Here is a 20,011-nt window from a genome sequence, read left to right as displayed (position 1 = left end):
CACTCTGCGTAAACATTAATAACCGTCATAAATAAAAACAATAAATCTTTATTAATCGCAAACTCATGCACTAAACAAAGAATCTTAACGAAGTTCCGGTGGCCGTTATGCTTAAATTATACATTCATGATTAAAATTTATAATTCAAACCAAAGAATGATTTCTCATTTAATTTATTTCGCCATTTATGAGTTCATAAATCCGGTGGAATGACGCTAAATGAAAACCAAGGAGTTACTGTGGTGCAAAAAAGAAAGCTTGGCCAGCAGGGTCTTGAGGTCTCAGCGGTAGGACTGGGGGCTGTCCAAGGCGGCCGGTGAGACCATCAGACGGGCTCGCGCAGTGACTCCGCTCACCGCCGTACAAGCAGGCTGAAAGAAAATCTTGGCGCTGCTGCCGTAACATTCACCCCTGAGGAATTGACGCAATAAAATAACCGGTGAACGCTATCCCGATGCGCAATTCGCCCTGATTGATAGAAAGCGCTAACCTTTACATCGCTATTAATGAAATTTACACATAAGTCTATTCAATACTGATGCATTAATATTATTAAATTCGACAGGTAATATTAGGGCTCAGGTTTATTACGAAGGGACGTATCATGGAAAACACAACGGCGACTACCGCGCCAACCCTACCCGCGCTGGCGATGTATAGCGAAAATACCTTGGCGAAAAATCTTTGGACTCGAAGCGAGCTTTCACCGCGCGACAGAAGCATTGTCACCCTGGCCGTGGTGGTGTCCCGTCATCATGGTGCGGAACACGCGCACCAAATCAGTCTGGCTTTGGACAACGGTGTCAAACCGGCAGAGATTGCGGAAATCATCACGCATCTGGCTTTCTATTCCGGATGGGGTAATGCGACCGCCGCTGACCTGGCCGCAGAGCAAGTCTTTAGGCAAAGAGGCATTGATATCAGCAGTTTACCGGGCCGCGACATAACCCCTCTGCCGCTTAATCAGCAAGCTGAAGACCAGCGCGCACAGCACGTAAGCAGCAACTTCGCCGCCGTTTCACCGGGCGTGGTGCAGTTTACTACCGATGCCGTGTTCAACGATCTCTGGCTGCGTCCTGACCTAGCGCCGCGCGATCGCAGTCTGGTTACCGTCAGTGCACTGGTCGCCAACGGCCAGGTCGCGCAAATCACTTTCCACCTTAACAAGGCGATGGACAACGGGCTCACCCAGTCACAGGCAGGCGAAGCGCTGACGCAACTCGCCTTCTACGCCGGTTGGCCGAACGTATTCTCTGCATTACCGGTGTTTAAGCAGGTTTTTGAGTCGCGAAACGTCTAAGCCTATAATTAAGCTAGAAGACCACAGTATGGCACCCATTGAGGAAATACATGAAATCACGCGATAACCTGAACGACTATGTTGCTTTTGTCACGGTCGCTCGGGAAAAGAGCTTCACGCGCGCCGCCGCACAGCTCGGCGTTTCTCAATCGGCTCTGAGTCATACTATCCGTGGTCTCGAAACCAGCTTGGGTGTCAGGTTGCTGACCAGAACAACCCGCAGCGTATCGCCGACCGAGGTCGGTCAGCGGTTGCTGGATAATCTGGCCCCACGCTTTGAAGAAATCAGCAGTGAAATTGCCTCTATCGGCGATGCGTTGGACAAGCCTGCCGGAACCATCAGGATTTCGGCCACCGACTACTCTATCCAGACCGTGCTATGGCCGAAGTTGTCCAGAGTGCTGAAGGACTACCCTGAAATCAACGTTGAGATGATCAATGATTATGGTCTGACTGATATCGTGGCTAACCGTTACGACGCGGGGGTACGGCTCGGTGAGCAGGTGACCAACGGAATGATCTCGGTGCGCATCGGCCCCGATATCCGTTTTGTGGCCGTCGCGTCACCCGACTATCTGCGCGATAACGGCATTCCCGAAACACCCTATCAGCTGGCAAAACACCGCTGTATTAATCTCCGGCTACCGAGCCACGGTGGATTCTACGTGTGGGAATTCAAGCGGGACGGTAAAGAGGTGAGAGCCCGCGTCGATGGGCAAGTCATCTTCAATACCGTCATGCAGGTGGTGGAAGCCGCCGTTGACGGTTACGGCATCGCACAGGTTCCTGAGGATTTGGTCGAAGACTCGATTAAACAGGGAAAGCTGGCGCTTATCATGGAAGACTGGACGCCTTACTGTGAGGGATTACATATATTTTATTCGAGCCGACGCCAGGCTTCAAAGGCGATGAGAATCGTGATTGATGCTCTGCGCTATCAACGCGACTAGAAATTAAATAAAAGAATTCTGATGAGGAATTTATTATGCCGGTATTTCCTCGGTAAATTCCCCTCGCATTCATGAGCAGAATGAATAATTCCATTCATTAATACCTCCTAATATTTATTAGGATCAACGGCTATATTCACCTTTAATTATCAAACTCAATAAGCAATCCGTGGATCATTAATCCTTTGCGGTTGCTGACACGATGGTAAGGAATAAATGATGAAATTAGATTTTAATAATCAGGTTGCCCTGGTGACAGGCGCAGCATCAGGAATGGGTTTGGCTGCGGCAACGGCATTTGCCGCAGCGGGAACCCGTGTTGCCCTCGCCGATATTAACGGTCAGGCCGCCGTCGACGCTGCCGAAAAACTCAATGCCGACGGATATAATGCCATCGGCATTCAGTGCAACGTGGCTGACCTCGAAGAAGTGAAAGCCATGGTCGAGCACACGGTGGCAACCTTTGGCCGCCTCGATTTTGCTTTTAACAATGCCGGGGTGCAGAGCCCGGTGGCCGAGACCGCAGATGCCAGTCCCAAAGATTACGACTTCGTCATGGACGTCAACCTGCGGGGTATCTGGAACTGCATGAAGTATGAGCTTATTCAGATGCGTAAACAGGGCAGCGGCGCAATCGTCAACAACTCCTCACTGGGCGGCCTGGTAGGGATTGCTGAGCGCGGTATTTACCACGCCTCTAAACACGGCGTTGTCGGCCTGACCAAAAGTGCCGGTCTCGAATATGCGCATAAAGGCATCCGAATTAATGCGGTTTGCCCGGGCATTATTGAGACGCCGATGGTGTCAGGCATGCTCGAAACCCAGCCTGAAGCCATGGCAGAGCTGATGAAAGAGGTACCAATGCGCCGCCTTGGCCGTGCCGAAGAAATTGCCAATGCCGTACTGTGGCTTTGCAGCCCTGCATCGAGCTTTATTATTGGCCACGCGCTGCCGGTCGATGGCGGATATACCGTTCGTTAATTATCGCCATATTTTCGGCACAGAGGAATAGGTCTGCGCGCCGATTGGCATTCCCTGCCAACTCCCGCCTTGTGGAACGCTGACGGCGATTACGTCATTGCCTTCGCGCTACCCGACGCTAAAGCGTTAAAAGAGAGAAAACGATGCAGTTTGAGTCGGTACAACACCATGAACATCAAGGATCCCTGCGAATTTTGCTGACGCTGATGACCGTCGTGTTTGCCGGTTTCCTGATTATCGGCATTGCGCTGCCCGTGCTTCCCCGTTATGTGCACAGCACGCTCGGGTTCGGCAACTTCACCGTGGGTCTGGTCACCGGCTTCCAGTTTGCGGCATCGCTGGCCTCACGCTTTGTCGCAGGGCGCTATGCCGATGCACAAGGCGGGAAAAAAGCTATCCTGCGTGGCCTGTTCATGGCCGTGGTGGGAGGCGGATTTTATCTGCTTTCACTGTGGTTTCAGCATCTGCCGCTGATGTCGATAACACTCATCCTGACTGGGCGAGCCATTATCGGCGGCGCTGAAAGTTTTATCATCACCGGCGGCATGACGCTCGGGTTGGCGTTAGCGGGGGAAAAACAGGCTGGCCGCGTGATTGCCTGGGTAGGCACGGCAATGTTTGCCGCCTTTGCGCTTGGCGCACCGCTAGGCACCTTTGTTTACTCACGCGCGGGCTTTTTATCGATTGCGGTAGCAACGATAACTCTGCCCTTCGCGGCGATAGCCACGGTCAGCGTGCTGAAAGACCACGTCGACCCGTTCGCAAGTCAAGGGCGCATCGGCGAGACGCTGAAGTCGGTATGGTTGCCCGGTCTCGGCGCGGCGCTCAACGGCGTCGGCTACGCCGCGCTGCTGTCATTCTCGGTGCTGCTGTATGCGCAGAAAGGCTGGGGAATGGGATGGCTGCCGGTCAGTGCGTTTGCCGTTGCACTCATCGTCGCTCGCCTGACCGGCGGCACCCTTATCGACAGGCTGGGCAGTTTTCGCGTTGGGGTGGGGTTTTCAGCGATTACGGCCGTTGGCCAGGGTCTGATGTGGATGGCCCCCTCACCGTGGCTTGCAGCATGGGGTGCCGCCCTCACCGGCGCTGGTTGGGCGATGGTTTATCCGGCCTTTGGAGCAGAGGCGGTGCGCCGTATCGGCATGAGCAATAAGGGCATGGCAATGGCTACCTACTCTGCATTTCCCGACTTTGCGATTGGCCTGGCCAGCCCATTGTTAGGGCTGGCGGCGCCCGCTGGCGCAATTGGCAGCGTTTATCTGTGGAGTATGACCGTCGCCCTCTTCGCGATACCCGTTGCGGCGGTCTCCCGGCGTCGTTAGCCAAGGGGGTTAACCTAAAAACTCAAGGATGCTGAGGAGTGCGGGTTATCGGTTTTGCCTCTGCCACGATATCCTCAACCTCAATGGCGGGGGTATCGAATATTTTACGGCACACGTGGCTGTTGCCCCAGCACTGCTCATACGGATAGCCGATCAGCTCTTCCATAACCGCGCGCACGTCAGAGGGGATATGCCCTATCTTGCCTCCCGCCTTGATGCGCGCCACTTCACCTAGCACGATCAGATGCGTTTTTCGGTTTAACTTCATTTGCATGCTAAAGACCATCGCCATCAGCGCCAATGCTATTACACCGACGCAGAACACCACGGCGATTGCTGTCACGGCGCTTTCCGGCTGGGTATGTGCCTTGGACTGAAATCCGTAGAAGCTCAGAATCGCGCCCATCGCGAACACAATCATCGAACGCATCAGCTTGCCGGCGAAAGTCATCGCCCCCGCGTAGACTCCCTCACGGCGTCGCCCGGTAAAGGCTTCATCGATATCGGGCAGGAAGGTATAGACCGTCCAGGGAATATAGTACACACCGCCGGTGCCGATACCGAATACCACGGTGATGCTTAACATTGCCGCCGTCGCATACTGCTGGGGCAGAGGCAGGAAATGCAGCAGACTGTAACAAACCACGGAGAACACCACGATCCCCAGCGCCAAAATGTACGGCTTACTGAATCCCTTCTTAACGCAGATACTGATAAAAATGGCCGTTGAAAACAGCTGTAACAGAGAGTTTAGGCTACTCAGTCCAGCGACCATCGTTGGGTCATAGCGCAATACGAAAATGATAAAGTAGGTAAACAACGAAGCAAACAGCCATTCTGCGCCGAAACCGCACAGGTACATGCCCAGATGCTTGCGAAAAACGCGCAGATGAAAAATAGATTTCATATCCCTGACCAGCGCGATCAGGGTTTTTCCCAAGGTCATTTTCTTCACCTCGGTGGGGGTTGTTTCTTCCGCCGGACGCTCCCAGGAGGAGAGGTAAAGCGCACCGATAGCAATACACAGGATGACGCCGTAGGCCAGTGCGGTGAAAAAGAACGGTGCAGCGGATTCTTTACCGTAGATCAAAATGAATTGGCCGGGGATCAGCGCCGCCAGGAAGTTGGCGATTTTACCAAAAATGGCCTTATAGCCGGTCAGCCTGGACCGCGCAGAAAAGTCGGTGGTCATTTCGGTCGCGAGTGTCTCATACGGCACCATCACAGAGGTATAAATCAGCTCGAACATCACATAGGTAGACAAGTAGTACCAGAAACCGAAGCCCTCAACCCACAGTAGCGGATAAAACATCATGAGGGGAACGCCGAGCAGGATGAAGAAACGGCGGCGACCGAAGCGCTTACCAAGGCGCGTTTTCCCAAAATTATCCGAAAGATAGCCCATTAAAGGATTGCTGAGCGCATCAATAATGCTGGCAATTGAAAAGATGGCCGAAGCCTCTAACAAGGTCAGGCCGCAGAAGGTGGTATAGAAATAAAGTAGCCAGACACCCGCAATTGCCAATGCCCCGCTGCCCAAGAGGTTCCCACCGCCGTACGCTAACTGATGCCTGAATAAAATCGGTTTTTCTGCATTCATGAGATATCCGCCACGAGAGAGATTGTAAAAATGAACCGACGTTTCATTTTTTTGAATGCTGAGTTTTATATCTTCAGAGCAGAGGAATAAATGTGAGTTAGCTCAAACTTAACGCGACGGGTGGCCAGCGTTCACACCGTTTTGAGATATGTGTAGCATTCTTAACCATTAAATCTGCGTGCCTGAATAAATCCTCTATGCCTGAACAGAGTCACTTTATGAATTTTGAGGTCATCCCCTTTTAAAACAGTAAATTAATCAAAATTCCGAGTAAAAAATTGCCCCTCGAGAAGCTCGCCAGAGTGACTCAGAACGTCAGTAGCCGTTAACCCTTCGTCCTGTAGAAAGCTCTTAAGGTCGGGTTTTGTGAGCGGATCGACATTTTTAACAGAATCCGCTGCGGTTTCGCCTATAACGATGGGAATTTGTTTTTATTTTAATGAAATGGTGTTTCAATTAATGGATTGAAGCCGATGTACGGCTAGATAGCCTGTTGTCCGGGAGGAAGTCATGGCAAAAGGTACGCAGATTCAGTTCAATTTCCAAACCTATCAGGATGAAGTGACTGGGGCGCATGTAACACGTTTAACGCCACCCGATGTGCTGTGTCACCGTAATTATTTTTACCAAAAATGTTTCACCCGTGACGGCAGAAAGCTGCTTTTCGCCGGAGAGTTCGAGGGGAACAGAAACTATTACCTGCTCGATTTGGAAACACAGCAGGCGATACAGTTGACCGAGGGCAAAGGCGACAACACCTTTGGTGGATTCCTTTCTCCCGATGATAAATACCTTTATTACGTTAAAAACGAACGCACCCTTCAGCGCGTATCGCTAGACTCTCTCACTGAAAAATTCATTTATCAGGTGTCTGAGAATTGGGTCGGTTACGGCACCTGGGTTGCCAACAGCGAATGTACCCGTTTGGTCGGTATCGAGATTCGTCGCGAGGACTGGACTCCGCTCTCTGACTGGAAAATATTTCAGTCGTTTTATCACAGCGCTCCACGCTGCCGCCTGCTTTGCATTGATTTACTCAGTGGCGAATCCCGTGTTATTCACGAAAAAAATCAGTGGCTCGGTCATCCTATCTATCGCCCCTTCGACGATAATACCGTCGCATTTTGTCACGAAGGGCCGCATGACCTGGTTGATGCACGCATGTGGCTGGTCAATGAAGACGGCAGCCATGTTCGTAAGGTGAAGGAGCATGCCGCAGGCGAAAGCTGCACTCATGAATTTTGGGTACCGGACGGTTCTGCGCTCATCTATGTGTCCTACCTGAAAGGTCAACACGATCGCCATGTCCGTCGTTTTGATCCGCAAACGGGTGAAGACAGTAACCTGATGACCATGCCTGCCTGTTCCCACTTAATGAGCAATCACCACGGCACGCTGTTGGTGGGAGACGGTTCTGGCACGCCGGTAGACGTAAAAGACACCGCCAGCCATACCATCGAAAACGATCCCTGGTTGTACATTTTCGATGCGCAGACCCGCAAATACGCGCCTTTGGCGGCGCATAACAGCTCATGGCGCGTGCTGGACGGAGACCGCCAGGTAACACATCCGCACCCTTCGTTCTCTCCTGATGACAGCCACGTGCTGTACACCAGCGATGTGGAAGGCCTTCCGGCGCTCTATCTGGCGGAAATACCCGCAAACCTGCTCAGCTCATTACGTAAGGACTAACCCGTGTTTATTTTCAAACAAGATGTTCCCCTGCAGGATTTAGGCGAAGGCGTTAGTCGCCGTGTGCTGGCGCACGGCGGTTCGATGATGGCGGTTGAAGTGTCTTTTGAACAAGGCGCAGTCGGCCCGATGCATAATCACGTTCATGAACAGCTGACCTACGTGCTGTCGGGACGTTTCAGGTTCACTATCGGTGATGAAACACACGACGTGAAAGCGGGTGATACGCTGTATAAGAAGCCGTATATCATGCATGGCTGTGTCTGCCTGGAAAAAGGCGTTCTGCTGGACACATTCACACCGCAAAGGCAGGATTTTCTTTAGTTCATTCCCCTGCCCCGCGGCGAAACGCTGGACCGAGACATGACGCGACTCATGTCCGTTGATAGAGTGTCTGTCGATAGAGAATACAGAGTCTATCCTTTATTCTTTACTGTAGCGCTCGCGGTCCAAAGGGCCTTTTAATCTCGTCGTACGATCTGGCTTTCACCGGCTCGAGGCGAGAGACATCAACATTTTTAGCCGCTTCATGCAGATTGAAATAGATCTGCATTTTTAACCAGGTCTCGGCAGAGCTTCCTAATACTCGGGAAAGTCTGAGGGCAAGTTCTGGCGAAACGTCTCTTTTTCTAGAGAGCAAACGTGAGACAGCGGAAGGCGAAACTTCCATTGCTGTCGCAAGCTGACGAACGCCGATATTGAGTTCGGCCATGGCTGCAGCAATTATTTCGCCTGGATGTGGGGGTTCAAAGGGGTACATACGTATCCTCCATTAATTCTTATTTCTCTGGTGCAATTGATGAACTATTTACGAAGCACCGCCACTTTCTGCTTTCCGTTGATTAATACTTTTCTACAGATCGTTTGTCTTTTTAAATAAAAGTGGCAAAATATAAATTCCGAATTAGTTCATTGCATAATAAATACAAATAACACACAAAAAACCTACAATTTAACTTATCTTTAATTATGAAAGCCCGTTATTTAATGGATTCTTAACGTTATACTCAACCATAATTAAAAAAATCGACTCCTTCCAAACTCTTATTATTTTAGAACATTCCCGCAGATGCCCTCCATTTCATAATCCGGATATTCAAGCAATTTAATCGCCAATTTAAGGGAGGCCCGATAAGAATGTGGCCATCGGTGGCTGTGACGCAATTTCGCTCGAAATCTACTCAGCATTTCCAGTTTATTCTGTACAACCCCTTCAACGGCTAAAGCCAGTGCCATTTCTCCAATCATCTGGCAAGCCCCCCGGTACGCGGGGTCATCGTCAATCTCACTCATGACATCCTCCGAAATGATCCTGTGAAAATTTGCATAAGAAAAATCCTAAATGTAATAAAAATCTGCCGGAAAAATATTATTTCACGCATCCAAAGTTACGTTGGACGTCACACATAAAAATAGGAGCAGATTATTTTCAATATAAACTTTTTTCTTAGCCAGTCAAACGACATTCTCCAAACTCAGAGCACTCATCGGAGGGTTACGGCTATATATATAATATGGATATCAACAATACAGACACATAAAAACTCGCTCAAATGATTGAATGAAAAGGCAAACAGAACTTAAACAAAGTCGATGCAGGACGCTAAAAATCGCATCCAACCTAATTATCAGACCTGAGTAAATCATCAAAAATCTAATTCTTTATCGAGGAGAATTTCTTTATCTTGGTGGGAAAACACAGAATTCGAGGGTATTAGTTGCACAAAGTCATACTGTCTTTAACTTATTGAATGACTGTTTCGATGATTGTTTGTTCATAAAGTGATACAGCGGCAACACCGCTGTATAGATATAAGGATAAATATAAGCACAAATATAATTAGCCTGATAGTTATAGAAAATCCTTTTTATCATTAACCGTCAGTGGAACGCGTCAGGTGCTCCCAGGCATCGATTTCCGCGCTCAATACTGCCAGCTTATTACGTACCAGGCCCAGCGCGTCGCTGCCCAACAATAAATGAGTCGGCGGCGAATCACTCTCAATGACCGCCAGCATGGCCTGCGCGGCTTTAACAGGATCCCCGAGCTGCTTGCCATTTTTCGCTTCCCGCGCCTGGCGAAGAGGATTAAATAAGGGGTCATAGTCGGCGATGGCTCTCGGACTTCTCACCATTGAGCGCCCCGCCCAATCGGTGCGAAACGATCCCGGCGCGACGGCCGTTACCGCAATGCCAAAAGGTTGCAACTCTTGACTCAGGGTCTCTGAAATCCCTTCGAGCGCAAACTTGCTGCCACAATAATAGGCAATACCGGGGAGGGTAATGAATCCGCCCATCGAGGTGATATTGAGAATATGCCCACCACGCCGCTGGCGCATAAGGGGAAGCAGCGCTTTTATCATCGCCACTGCGCCGAAGACATTAACGTCAAACTGACGTTTCATCTCGTCGAGCGACGACTCCTCCATCACTCCCTCATGCCCATAGCCCGCATTGTTAACCAATACGTCTATCGGACCGACTGCGGCTTCAACCTCGGCAATCACGCCATCAATTGCCGTAAAGTCAGTGACATCCAGCAGACGGGCAAAGGCACTTGCAGGAGCAAGCGCTTCAAAAGATGCTTTTGCCTCTGCGCTGCGTACGGTTCCCACAACCCGGTGACCGTGATTGATTGCCTCCTGTGCTAACGCCCGTCCGAAGCCGCTGCTCACGCCGGTAATAAAAATAATTTTGGATGAAGACATAAATACTCCCGTTCATGATGAGATGACTGCATAATATTCTCTTGAATGGGATATTTTTAGACCAGATACTCTCTATTTATTGCCTAAAACTATGAGGCAGGCGCAATGGATAACATTAATACCCCCAAGGGCGCAGACCAACAGAAGATGGTCTGCCGGCTTCTGGCCCTGGCGCCCAACGAAGGCTACAACCTTTGCGCCCTTCCCTGCGTGCGTTTCCTGCGCTCGAACCGGCCGCTGGCACAGACGCCGGTCCTTTACGATCCGGGCATCGTTATTGTGTGTCAGGGGTCGAAAAGGGGCTATTTCGGTGACAAAACCTACCTTTACGACGCGCAGCATTATCTCGCCGTCTCGGTGCCAGTCCCTTTTGTGATGGAAACCGATGCATCACCAGAATGCCCCCTGCTGGCGATATATTTGCATCTCGACTTTCAGCTCGCCGCAGAACTGTTAATTCAGATAGAAACCTTTGGCGCGCCACAGCCAACGACGGCTCCCGAAAGTATGATGTCCAGCCCAATGGATGCGGCCCTAAGAAAATCAGTACTTCATTTCCTCGAAGCAATGAGCACTCCCATCGATGCGGCCATTCTCGGCCCGAATCTGGTGAGAGAACTTTATTACCGCATTCTGTGCGGCGCTCAGGGAAAGGCCATGCGTTCTGCGCTGGCAATGCAGGGGCAGTTTGGAAAGATTGGCAAGGCGTTAAGACATATTCATGCTACCTATGCGTCGCATCTTGACCTCAATCAGCTTGCTCTGGAAGCTGGGATGAGCGTGCCGACCTTTCACAGCCATTTCAAAGCGATAACCCGCACCTCACCGATGCAATACGTTAAATGTACTCGCCTGCATCAGGCCCGATTAATGATGGTCAGGCAAGGCGTCACCGCGGCCGTCGCCAGCCAGTCGGTAGGCTATGAAAGCGCCTCGCAGTTCAACAGAGAGTTCAAACGCTTATTTGGGTTACCGCCAGCGGAAGAGACAAAACGCATGCGTGAAAATTTTGCCGTTCCTCCTGCACATTCCGCCTCTGAGTTTGTCTCGTCTCATTAGTCACCGAGAGAAGCGCTATTGATGCCTATCTTTTAACGGCACCCTTCTGATATCTCAACTAGTCTTTAATTTTATGTCAGAGGACAGGAGCCGTTAAGCATGTATTTATCCACGCATAATCAAAAAGAAGATAAAGAGAATCAGGAGCCAGAATCACTGGGTTCAGCTTCTCTCATTCAGCAAAAATTGCTGGACTCACGCTCAATCATTATTTCAGGTGAAATTAATCAGACGCTTACCGAAAAAGTGGTGTCGCAGCTGCTGTTACTTGAGGGAATCAGTGATGCGCCGATAAAAATATACCTCAATAGCCAAGGCGGCCACGTCGAAGCGGCCGATACCATTCATGACATCATAAAATTCATTAAGCCTGAGGTGCATATTATTGGCACCGGCTGGGTCGCGAGCGCCGGGATAACCATTTTTCTGGCCGCCAGCAAAAGTCATCGCTATGCGTTGCCTAATACACGTTTTATGATCCACCAGCCGCTGGGCGGCGTGCGTGGACAGGCAACCGACATTGAAATCGAAGCTAAAGAGATCCTCAAGATGCTGGATCGCGTCAATAACCTGATTGCCGATGCCACCGGGCAACCGGTAGAGAAAGTTAAAAGGGATACCGACCGTAACTACTGGATGAGCCCGCAGGAGGCTATCGACTACGGCATCGTTGGCAGAGTCGTCACCAGCTATAAAGATTTAAACCTGAAATAACGGGTTCGCGGCGCAATAACCACAAAGCGGCGGCTCAATTCGCTTTGTGGTTAAACCCTTTGCTCCTTTTTAACTGACGGTTTTAAGGCAACTCAGAAATTTGTTACGGGTTTATCCATTCAGTGGCTAAGAAAAGTCATTATTAATATTTTGTAAAGAGTCCCGGTGGGGATATACCAATATTGGGTAATGTTGCCTGGTACTGATATTTGATAAACGATGACGATTGTTTTTAGACAGTTGCATGCTGGCGACCGAGAAGAATATCTCACCTTGATGCTGGCAGCCTATAAGCCTATTTATGCATTAGGCATTCCCTTCGATGCGGCTACCGCTACGCTGGAAAAAGTCACACAGCATATTGCCGAACATGGGGTTTATGCGGTGTTCTCAGAAGGCGTGATGAGGGCTTCGGTTACTATCCGTTACCCCTGGGGCCCTATCCCAGGCCCATTTGGCGTGCCGCATTTCGGTTGGTTTGGCGCGCACCCGAATTACAAGGATCGCCGTTGGGGCCGAGAAATTCAGGAATGGGTCGAGCAGAATATTTTAATCGATAAACTCAAAGCCCCCGCCGTCTCACTCGGAACTGCCGTTACCCATCCCTGGTTAAAGCAAATGTATGAAAGACGCGGGTTTGAATCCATTCATGAGGTCGATATCGGCACCGGGCACAACATTGTCTTCATGAAAAAAATCCTCGAAAAATCATCATAGATATAATATTAATCATTAACCCCCCTGAGGATGGAGTACGCTTTGCATTTAGAATCTGCACGCCTGACGTTTCGACCGGTGCGTCATTCTGACGTCGAGGATCTTTACAGAATTTACGGCGATCCCGCCACGAATACCTTTAATCCTGCCGGTCCCTATCCCAGCCTCACCTACACCCAGGCAGTACTGGAAAGATGGATTGCACAATGGGCACGCGATGGCTTTGGCCAAATGGCGATTGCAACACGCCTGAATCCGCACAGGATTATTGGCTTCGCCGGCCTCAGCGTACGCGAGTTTGACGGTGAGACCGTCAATAATCTGGGATATCGTTTTGCAACAGAAGCGTGGGGGCAAGGATTTGCAACCGAAGCAAGTCTGCGCCTGACGCGCTTTGGTTTCGAAGAGTTAAAACTAAAGAAAATCTCGGCCGCCGTCAGAGAAAATCATCTCGACTCACTGAACGTGTTGGAGAAATCCGGTTTACGCCGTTCAGGCAAAGTCACCGACGTAAAAGACGCTCCGGCGAGCCTGGTATTTACGATAACCTCAGACCAATGGTTTGAGCGTCCGGTCTAGGCATTTATCGGCGTCGTTTTTTGCATTACTCGCGTCAGGCTGATGAGTGCCGCACCCACGGCAAGCGTGCCTGCCAGCATCAGCGAAGCATCGGTGCCGTGATTCTGAAACAGATTAAACATCAGGGCCACCAGCGCCGCCCCGGTAGTTTGCCCCAGCACGCGCGCGGTGCCCAAAAGTCCGCTTGCGCCACCGCTGCGGTTGCTGGGTGCAGAAGCTACAATGGTATGGTTATTGGGAGACTGGAACAGCCCAAACCCTGCGCCACACAAAATCATCCGCCAGATAATGTTCAGATGCGAAGGCGCATTGGGTAACAGCGCCAGCGAAAATAACCCTAATGAAAAAACGATCAGCCCCACGCCTCCCAGCACCCCGGCATGATAACGCCCGACCAGACGCCCTGATAAGGGCGCTATCAGCATCGTTGACAATGGCCAGAAGGTCAGTAAAAACCCGGTGGAACGGGTGTCAAGGCCAAGTGAATTCTGGAAAAAGAATGGCAAGGAAACAAATGCGAGGGTATAGGCCGCAAAAGAGCACATGGAAGTACAAAGCGATAAGGTAAAGATGGGAATACGCAGCAGATCTACTGGCAACAGCGGCAGAGGACGCAGCCGTTCACGGCGAATAAAGAACCAGCCAATGATAATTAACGCGACGACTTCAACAATAATAATCCGATGGTTCATACCTTGGGCATATCCGCTGATAGCGCTAATAAAGAGCCCAAAGGTCAACGCATTCATCAGGCTACTAATAAAATCAAACCGTCTGCCAGAATGCTTGAGCGGATTTTCTGGCAAGAATTTGAACCCCATAAACAGTGCAATCAGGCCAATCGGCAGGTTAATCGCGTAAAGCCACGGCCATGAGGCGACAGAGAGAATAAGTCCCGCTACGGTCGGGCCCGCTGAGGCCGAAACCGCGACAATCACCGCACCCGTGGCAATGCCTCGCCCTAAGAGACGCTTAGGATAAACAATGCGAATCATTGCCATATTCACACTGAGAATAGCCGCCGCGCCAAACCCCTGTAATATGCGGGCAAGCGTCAGCGTGATAAGAGAATCTGACAGGGCGCAGGCGAGCGAGGTAAAACTAAAGACAAATAGCCCGAGCTGATAAATACGCTTATAGCCAAATATTTCCCCAAGCGAAGCCAGAGAAAGCAGCGAGATGGTTATCGCTAACTGATATGCATTGACTATCCAGATAGAGGCCGCCGCACTGGCGTGAAAGTCACGGGCAATGGTCGGGAGTGCGACGTTTGCCAACGTGCTGTCCAATACTGGTACGGTGATGCCGAGCGCCAGAGTCAAAATGGCACCATAGCGCTGCGGCAACGGCAGTCCATCATTAATCATTTTTGTCATGAGGGTTATATCAAATTATTGCTTATACAATTTCAAATATCAGCTATAAACCAATAAGTGAGGAATTAAAATCGAGCAATAGTTATAACAACCACAATACAAATTAACAATGATTTAACGTGTGCACCGAATGATAATTATCATTTAGCGTGCGGGCTTTATTAATTAAAGCTGTCAAACAAAAGGGTTAGCTAATTACTGAAATAGCTTTGCCATTTATTTAATTTAGCACCCTCGCGAAACTTTACGTTATTACCGAGGGCCGTGCCGTATTATATCACCGCGATTTGCCGACTGCGCAAAGCCTCGCTAATTTCAGTGTCCAACTCTCCGTCAACGATGAGCGTGCTGGCCAGAGATAAATCGCCAATCTTGAACGCCGAGGCTGAATTCAGTTTCTCGGCCGACACCATCACCACCGTTTCGGCAGCTCTGTCCGACAGGGCCTTTTTAACGCAGGCTTCCTCATAGTCGCCGGTGGTGAATCCCGCGCTTTTATGCACGCCGGTAACCCCCATAAAGAAAATATCCGCATTAATACGGCTAATGGCATCCATCATCGAGGCACCGACTGTCACCATGGAGTGTTTAAAGAGCCGGCCTCCGATGAGGATGACGTCAATCAGCGGATAATCTATCAGACCTACCGCAATACTGGGGCTATGGGTCACGACGGTGAAGGGCAGATCCCTGGGCAAAAAGGTCAGCATCTCGCCGGTTGTCGTGCCCCCGTCAATGATAACCACCTGCCCCCGCTGAATCAGGCTCGCCGCTTTCTGCGCGATGAGCCGTTTTGAGCTGATGCGTACGCTTTTTCTTTCTTCAAAAGGCGCGATTGCTTCTGAAACGGGTAACGCGCCACCGTGTACCCTTTGCAATAATCCTTCAGCGGCCGGACTTTTGGACGACAGCTCGCCTGAGGCTCGCGTTATCGCAGAAGCCGAAGAAGAAACTGGCTTTCAGATAACCCATGTCGAAAAGGTATTCGAAGCCTATATGAGCCCCGGGTCGGTGACCGAAAAATTGTTCTTCTTTATCGCTGAGTACTCTGACCACGACCTTCGCGGCGACGGCGGAGGCCTGATCGATGAAGGCGAGGATATTGAAGTGCTGGAGTGGCCGTTCGAGAAGGCGATGCACGCCATTAAGACAAATGAAATTATTGATGCCAAAACAATTATGCTGCTTCAGCATCTGGCGTTGAATGCCATTATTGACTGATTTATGGCACTTCCAGCTTGTCCAGCAGCGCCCTCACGCTTTCTGTTGCCTGCGCGTGACGCGTCTCTGCCGGAATGTCGTCCCACGGCATAGCATCGTCAGCGCAGTAATCGCCAATACAGAGCGGGCTAATGGCGTCGTCCAGTAAACCCAGCGGCAGCCAGATATAGGGAAGGTTTCGCAGAAGATTAGGCACGCTGGAACCGCACGGTTTGCAGAAATCGTTTCTGTATCCTGTCGGTTTAATCCAGCTTGCTATTGCCTCCTCCCCCGACTGCCAACTGAAATCAGCGGCTCTGACAAGGGTTGCCAGGTTATGTCCTATACCACTCTGTTTACGGCACAGCGAGCAGTGGCAGCGGTAAAAGAATTTTGGGCTTACCGCGAGGGAGAACGTTACCTCACCGCACAAACAGCTTCCTGAAAGCATACTTCTTATCCTCGATTGGTTTAATAAGAAGAATATGTCATATTTTTCAGGCTGTTTGGCAAATAAAAAAGGCCGCACCCGGCAGCCTTTTTGCGACAAAAATGAGTTTAGTGAGTTCGTTCAGACTTGCCGAGCGCGTAGGCCGCCGGGAGATCGAGACGTTGCCAGAAAGCCTGCTCTGGCGTGTTTCCAGAAAGCGGATAGCCTGCCGGCAAGGCCGTTTTGACCATCAACTGACGGCGTTTCTCAGCCGAAAGGTGGGGTAAGGCAGACTGTAGCAGGACTTCGGCACCGGCCGGCACGCTCAGGGGCTGTGACGCACCCTGCTGCTTCGCTAGACCATAGCTCATGGTAAAGCGATAAAACTGCTTCATGTCTGGCGAGCGGTACGGGTCATCATGCCCGACGGTTTTCGCACATTCGGCCAGCGTAGTACCACACTCTTTCTCAAGCGCAGCACGCAGTTGATCCTTCGCTTCATTAAACAGCGTCACGTAGCGCGGATCGTTAAGATAGTGCGCGACATTACGCTGCGTCACCATACGCGAACCCATGATATCAAGCGGATAATGCACGCCCAAAACGATGCGCGAATAGCCGTAGCGCGCGCCCCGCTCCACCAGCGAGTCGTAACGCTCAGGGATCATCTGCGCCATTAGCAACGCATCGGTGTAGCCGGTATTGGTGTGTCCACTCGGGAATGACCCCCCGTCGGCGGTGTAAGGTTGGTTGTCTTTCACCACCGTATCATCCGGCACCAGATGTATAGTGTTGCCTTTAATCAGAAACGGGCGCGAATAGTTAAAGTGCTTTTTAGCCGCACTGGTGCTGACTTCGCTCGCCTTAATCAACGCTGCGGCCTTGCCGATTTCACCCTTGTCGTAGGCGGTCAGGAAAGCCTTGCCGAGACGTGGCCCCATTGCATCGGCGAGGAAATAGAGGTAGCTAATGCCTTCGGCGTCAGCCAGCGCCTGGTGACGGACGCCCTGAGTTGCATCGCAGTTAATCGCGGTGACGGTCTGTAGGCTTGCCTGTAGGGTGGAGTCTGGCAGCTTACTGAATCCGGATAACAGCTCAATCCCCGCCTGCTGATTGGCCTTAGTCTGGAAATCATAGCCGCTGGCCTTCAGCCACGCCTTGTCAGACTGGGTGTCATTCTGCGAGGCTTTATCCAACTGACCCCGGGTCAGCGTCGCTGCCCCCCCCTTCAGCGCATTGATTTCTGCCTGTAAGGACTGCGCCTCCAGTGCGTCAAAAGCCTGACTGGCGGAAGCCGGAGAAGTCCCGTTTGCCAGTGCGGCGGCCTGCGGAAGTGAGACTGCCTGCGCCTGCTGCGCCAACAGCAGCGTGGCCGCGATAAGCGTTAACCGAATTTTCATTAACTTTCCCTTATAATCAAACTATTACCCTGTTAATGCACAACGCTAGCACCGCAGGATGACAGTTTTATTGCAGAAAAAATTTTTAGCCACTGTGGGCGTGTCTTCCCGCCTCTGCCCCCTTGCCCCGGGTATTTATATCGATTAGGTTGGTTAATCATCAAGCGCGACAGAAGTGAGAAACTATGAATTACCTTAAATGGTTTAGTCTCGGTTATATCGTTGTCCTGCTTTTATCATTTGGATATAGCTATGCCAGAGCGTCGCAGACCTCGGAAGCTCCCGTGACGCAAAGCTGGTCAACGGCGCGCCGCGATTCGTCCAATCTTGCGCCCGATCCGCTCAAGTTTGCCGATACGGCGATTGTTGAGGTTTATGCCGCTAAAACCTACGGCTGGCGCGGGCTGTTCGCAGTGCATACCTGGATAATATTCAAAAGAGCCGGAGAGACCCAGTTCACCCGCTATGACGTGATTGGCTGGCGTAGCGACGACGTTGTACGCCGCAACTACGCCATTCCAGACGGCTACTGGTTTGGTGCCAAACCCCATATTCTGGTCGATCATCGTGGACCGCAGGCCGAGGCAATGATCCCGCAGATTGAGGCGGCTATCAAAAGTTATCCGTATCCACAGACCTATCACGCTTGGCCGGGTCCAAACAGCAACACCTTTATTGCCCATATTGGCCGTGACGTTCCGGCTTTACAGCTGGATATGCCCTCGAACGCCATCGGTAAGGACTATCGTCCGCTGACGCATCCGGTGGGATTGCCGCCTTCGGGGAAAGGCGTTCAGATTTCACTGTTGGGACTTTTGGGACTCAACATAGGTGCGCAGGAAGGGATCGAAATTAACGTTCTGGGGCTGAACCTGGGCGTCAATATCGCGCCTCCCGCGCTACGTTTACCCTTTATCGGCAGCGTAGGTGACGGGAATACAACGACGGTGCCCAATAAGGGCTGAGAGATTCTCAGAACCGATGTTGCTTAAAAGTCACCGCCAAGATTCAGAATCGCAATCTCGATTTTGAGGTCTATAATTCTACTTCGGGCCAATTCATGGCCCTTTACTCGGGCGCACGACTGCCCCTGTCCGACAGCACCACATCATTGTATTTACCATCCTCAACAATCTGATGAATAAGGGGTCCTCATGAGTTCATTCAAGGCGCAAGACGGTACCAATATCTATTACAAAGACTGGGGCGCAGGAAAACCTATTTTATTCAGCCACGGTTGGCCGCTGGACGCAGACATGTGGGACAGTCAGCTCAATTTTCTGGCCGAGCACGGCTATCGCACCATCGCGTTCGACCGCCGCGGCTTCGGACGCTCTGACCAGCCCTGGAACGGCAATGATTATGATACTTTCGCCTCGGATATTCGCGGGTTAATTGAGCATCTTGACCTCGAAGACGTCACGCTGGTCGGGTTCTCGATGGGGGGCGGTGACGTGTCGCGCTATATCGGCAATTACGGTACTGACCGCATCAGCGCGCTGGTGTTACTCGGTGCCGTCACGCCAATATTCGGCAAGACGGATGACTATCCTGGCGGCGTTGAAAAATCAGTATTTGAGGGTATCAGAGACGGAGTACGTAAGGATCGCGCGCAGTTTATCAGCGATTTTTCAACGCCATTCTATGGCATCAATGAGGGAATGAGCGTATCGGAAGGTGCGTTGACCCAGACCTTGAACATCGCGCTTTTAGCCTCGCTGAAAAGCACCATCGACTGTGTGACTGCATTTCAGGTGACGGATTTCCGGGGCGATCTGGCCAAGGTTGATGTACCGACACTCATTATTCACGGCACCAAAGACCAAATCGTTCCCTTCGAGTTAACCGGCAAGCTCTCGGCAGAGATTATCAGTCACTCGCAGCTGAAAACCTACGAAGGCGCACCGCACGGCTTCGCCCTCACGCATCAGGACAAACTGAACGAAGACCTGCTGGCCTTCCTCAAAACGGTTTATTAATACG

General features: G+C 51.0%; 19 protein-coding genes and 2 pseudogenes. 13 read left to right on the top strand and 8 right to left on the bottom strand.

Annotated elements, in window-relative coordinates; all coding sequences use genetic code 11:
* Positions 1–604: 604 nt before the first annotated feature.
* The 4 genes from BS640_RS14310 to BS640_RS14295 all read left to right on the top strand — a co-directional run bounded on the left by BS640_RS14310 (position 605) and on the right by BS640_RS14295 (position 4,553).
* Positions 605–1,300 carry a carboxymuconolactone decarboxylase family protein gene (locus tag BS640_RS14310; protein WP_017492818.1) on the top strand — a complete coding sequence of 232 codons (696 nt, stop codon included), beginning with the start codon at positions 605–607 and terminating at the stop codon, positions 1,298–1,300.
* A 50-nt stretch (positions 1,301–1,350) separates the two neighbouring features.
* Complete coding sequence (locus tag BS640_RS14305; protein ID WP_017492819.1) at positions 1,351–2,250, top strand: LysR family transcriptional regulator; 900 nt, start codon at positions 1,351–1,353, stop codon at positions 2,248–2,250.
* Positions 2,251–2,466: 216 nt separating this feature from the next.
* Complete coding sequence (locus BS640_RS14300; RefSeq protein ID WP_206600934.1) at positions 2,467–3,231, top strand: SDR family oxidoreductase; 765 nt, start codon at positions 2,467–2,469, stop codon at positions 3,229–3,231.
* 143 nt (positions 3,232–3,374) lie between these two features.
* Positions 3,375–4,553, top strand: a complete 1,179-nt coding sequence (locus tag BS640_RS14295) for an arabinose transporter (RefSeq protein WP_017492821.1) — start codon at positions 3,375–3,377, stop codon at positions 4,551–4,553.
* Between the two features lie 22 nt (positions 4,554–4,575).
* Here BS640_RS14295 and BS640_RS14290 read toward each other — a convergent pair whose 3' ends face one another.
* Positions 4,576–6,153, bottom strand: a complete 1,578-nt coding sequence (locus BS640_RS14290; protein ID WP_084912798.1) for an MFS transporter — start codon at positions 6,151–6,153, stop codon at positions 4,576–4,578.
* A 510-nt stretch (positions 6,154–6,663) separates the two neighbouring features.
* On the opposite strand from BS640_RS14290, the gene BS640_RS14285 reads away from it, so the two are divergent.
* Both BS640_RS14285 and BS640_RS14280 read left to right on the top strand, forming a co-directional pair.
* Complete coding sequence (locus tag BS640_RS14285) at positions 6,664–7,845, top strand: oligogalacturonate lyase family protein (protein ID WP_084912797.1); 1,182 nt, start codon at positions 6,664–6,666, stop codon at positions 7,843–7,845.
* A gap of 3 nt (positions 7,846–7,848) precedes the next feature.
* Positions 7,849–8,169: a cupin domain-containing protein gene (locus BS640_RS14280; protein WP_017491824.1), complete on the top strand. Its 321-nt coding sequence runs from the start codon at positions 7,849–7,851 to the stop codon at positions 8,167–8,169.
* Positions 8,170–8,275: 106 nt separating this feature from the next.
* Here BS640_RS14280 and BS640_RS14275 read toward each other — a convergent pair whose 3' ends face one another.
* From BS640_RS14275 to BS640_RS14265, 3 genes are all read right to left on the bottom strand, one after another.
* On the bottom strand, positions 8,276–8,605 hold the full coding sequence (locus BS640_RS14275; RefSeq protein WP_017491823.1) for a HigA family addiction module antitoxin: 330 nt from the start codon (positions 8,603–8,605) through the stop codon (positions 8,276–8,278).
* A gap of 287 nt (positions 8,606–8,892) precedes the next feature.
* On the bottom strand, positions 8,893–9,138 hold the full coding sequence (locus BS640_RS14270; RefSeq protein WP_017491822.1) for a hypothetical protein: 246 nt from the start codon (positions 9,136–9,138) through the stop codon (positions 8,893–8,895).
* A gap of 581 nt (positions 9,139–9,719) precedes the next feature.
* Entirely contained in the window at positions 9,720–10,553 is an 834-nt protein-coding gene (locus BS640_RS14265; protein WP_017491821.1) for an oxidoreductase, read from the bottom strand.
* Positions 10,554–10,700: 147 nt separating this feature from the next.
* Here BS640_RS14265 and BS640_RS14260 point away from each other — a divergent pair, with 147 nt between their 5' ends.
* The 4 genes from BS640_RS14260 to BS640_RS14245 all read left to right on the top strand — a co-directional run bounded on the left by BS640_RS14260 (position 10,701) and on the right by BS640_RS14245 (position 13,622).
* On the top strand, positions 10,701–11,612 hold the full coding sequence (locus BS640_RS14260; RefSeq protein ID WP_026110524.1) for an AraC family transcriptional regulator: 912 nt from the start codon (positions 10,701–10,703) through the stop codon (positions 11,610–11,612).
* Positions 11,613–11,711: 99 nt separating this feature from the next.
* Positions 11,712–12,326, top strand: coding sequence for an ATP-dependent Clp protease proteolytic subunit (locus tag BS640_RS14255; RefSeq protein WP_017491819.1), 615 nt, complete (start codon positions 11,712–11,714; stop codon positions 12,324–12,326).
* Positions 12,327–12,545: 219 nt separating this feature from the next.
* Positions 12,546–13,043: a GNAT family N-acetyltransferase gene (locus BS640_RS14250; RefSeq protein ID WP_026110523.1), complete on the top strand. Its 498-nt coding sequence runs from the start codon at positions 12,546–12,548 to the stop codon at positions 13,041–13,043.
* Between the two features lie 42 nt (positions 13,044–13,085).
* Positions 13,086–13,622, top strand: a complete 537-nt coding sequence (locus BS640_RS14245; protein ID WP_017491817.1) for a GNAT family N-acetyltransferase — start codon at positions 13,086–13,088, stop codon at positions 13,620–13,622.
* Here BS640_RS14245 and BS640_RS14240 read toward each other — a convergent pair.
* Both BS640_RS14240 and BS640_RS14235 read right to left on the bottom strand, forming a co-directional pair.
* Positions 13,619–14,998 (bottom strand): MFS transporter, encoded by a 1,380-nt coding sequence (locus tag BS640_RS14240; RefSeq protein ID WP_026110522.1) that lies wholly within the window; start codon positions 14,996–14,998, stop codon positions 13,619–13,621. The two genes, BS640_RS14245 and BS640_RS14240, sit on opposite strands and share 4 nt — an antisense overlap.
* Before the next feature lie 272 nt (positions 14,999–15,270).
* A pseudogene (locus BS640_RS14235) lies at positions 15,271–15,891 on the bottom strand (DeoR/GlpR family DNA-binding transcription regulator); the annotation flags it as partial.
* Here BS640_RS14235 and BS640_RS14230 point away from each other — a divergent pair.
* A pseudogene (locus tag BS640_RS14230) lies at positions 15,884–16,219 on the top strand (NUDIX hydrolase); the annotation flags it as partial. The pseudogenes BS640_RS14235 and BS640_RS14230 sit on opposite strands and share 8 nt — an antisense overlap.
* Position 16,220: 1 nt before the next feature.
* On the opposite strand, the gene BS640_RS14225 reads toward BS640_RS14230, so the two are convergent.
* Both BS640_RS14225 and BS640_RS14220 read right to left on the bottom strand, forming a co-directional pair.
* Positions 16,221–16,649, bottom strand: a complete 429-nt coding sequence (locus BS640_RS14225) for a GFA family protein (RefSeq protein WP_084912796.1) — start codon at positions 16,647–16,649, stop codon at positions 16,221–16,223.
* Positions 16,650–16,756: 107 nt separating this feature from the next.
* Positions 16,757–18,028, bottom strand: a complete 1,272-nt coding sequence (locus BS640_RS14220) for an acid phosphatase (RefSeq protein ID WP_084912795.1) — start codon at positions 18,026–18,028, stop codon at positions 16,757–16,759.
* Between the two features lie 185 nt (positions 18,029–18,213).
* Here BS640_RS14220 and BS640_RS14215 point away from each other — a divergent pair, with 185 nt between their 5' ends.
* Both BS640_RS14215 and BS640_RS14210 read left to right on the top strand, forming a co-directional pair.
* Positions 18,214–18,993, top strand: a complete 780-nt coding sequence (locus BS640_RS14215; RefSeq protein WP_017491811.1) for a DUF3750 domain-containing protein — start codon at positions 18,214–18,216, stop codon at positions 18,991–18,993.
* Between the two features lie 189 nt (positions 18,994–19,182).
* Positions 19,183–20,007 (top strand): alpha/beta fold hydrolase, encoded by an 825-nt coding sequence (locus tag BS640_RS14210; RefSeq protein ID WP_017491810.1) that lies wholly within the window; start codon positions 19,183–19,185, stop codon positions 20,005–20,007.
* Positions 20,008–20,011 lie beyond the last annotated feature (4 nt).

This window comes from Rouxiella badensis (genome assembly GCF_002093665.1).
Taxonomy (GTDB): Bacteria; Pseudomonadota; Gammaproteobacteria; order Enterobacterales; family Enterobacteriaceae; genus Rouxiella; species Rouxiella badensis.
This window is presented reverse-complemented; position numbering and strand designations above follow the sequence as displayed.

Coding starts and splice junctions, on each gene's coding strand:
- BS640_RS14305 (WP_017492819.1), top strand. CDS start 1,351: ATGAAATCACGCGATAACCTGAACGACTATGTTGCTTTTGTCACGGTC.
- BS640_RS14210 (WP_017491810.1), top strand. CDS start 19,183: ATGAGTTCATTCAAGGCGCAAGACGGTACCAATATCTATTACAAAGAC.
- BS640_RS14215 (WP_017491811.1), top strand. CDS start 18,214: ATGAATTACCTTAAATGGTTTAGTCTCGGTTATATCGTTGTCCTGCTT.
- BS640_RS14270 (WP_017491822.1), bottom strand. CDS start 9,138: ATGAGTGAGATTGACGATGACCCCGCGTACCGGGGGGCTTGCCAGATG.
- BS640_RS14260 (WP_026110524.1), top strand. CDS start 10,701: ATGGTCTGCCGGCTTCTGGCCCTGGCGCCCAACGAAGGCTACAACCTT.
- BS640_RS14265 (WP_017491821.1), bottom strand. CDS start 10,553: ATGTCTTCATCCAAAATTATTTTTATTACCGGCGTGAGCAGCGGCTTC.
- BS640_RS14220 (WP_084912795.1), bottom strand. CDS start 18,028: ATGAAAATTCGGTTAACGCTTATCGCGGCCACGCTGCTGTTGGCGCAG.
- BS640_RS14295 (WP_017492821.1), top strand. CDS start 3,375: ATGCAGTTTGAGTCGGTACAACACCATGAACATCAAGGATCCCTGCGA.
- BS640_RS14255 (WP_017491819.1), top strand. CDS start 11,712: ATGTATTTATCCACGCATAATCAAAAAGAAGATAAAGAGAATCAGGAG.
- BS640_RS14285 (WP_084912797.1), top strand. CDS start 6,664: ATGGCAAAAGGTACGCAGATTCAGTTCAATTTCCAAACCTATCAGGAT.
- BS640_RS14240 (WP_026110522.1), bottom strand. CDS start 14,998: ATGACAAAAATGATTAATGATGGACTGCCGTTGCCGCAGCGCTATGGT.
- BS640_RS14275 (WP_017491823.1), bottom strand. CDS start 8,605: ATGTACCCCTTTGAACCCCCACATCCAGGCGAAATAATTGCTGCAGCC.
- BS640_RS14310 (WP_017492818.1), top strand. CDS start 605: ATGGAAAACACAACGGCGACTACCGCGCCAACCCTACCCGCGCTGGCG.
- BS640_RS14250 (WP_026110523.1), top strand. CDS start 12,546: ATGACGATTGTTTTTAGACAGTTGCATGCTGGCGACCGAGAAGAATAT.
- BS640_RS14300 (WP_206600934.1), top strand. CDS start 2,467: ATGATGAAATTAGATTTTAATAATCAGGTTGCCCTGGTGACAGGCGCA.
- BS640_RS14290 (WP_084912798.1), bottom strand. CDS start 6,153: ATGAATGCAGAAAAACCGATTTTATTCAGGCATCAGTTAGCGTACGGC.
- BS640_RS14225 (WP_084912796.1), bottom strand. CDS start 16,649: ATGCTTTCAGGAAGCTGTTTGTGCGGTGAGGTAACGTTCTCCCTCGCG.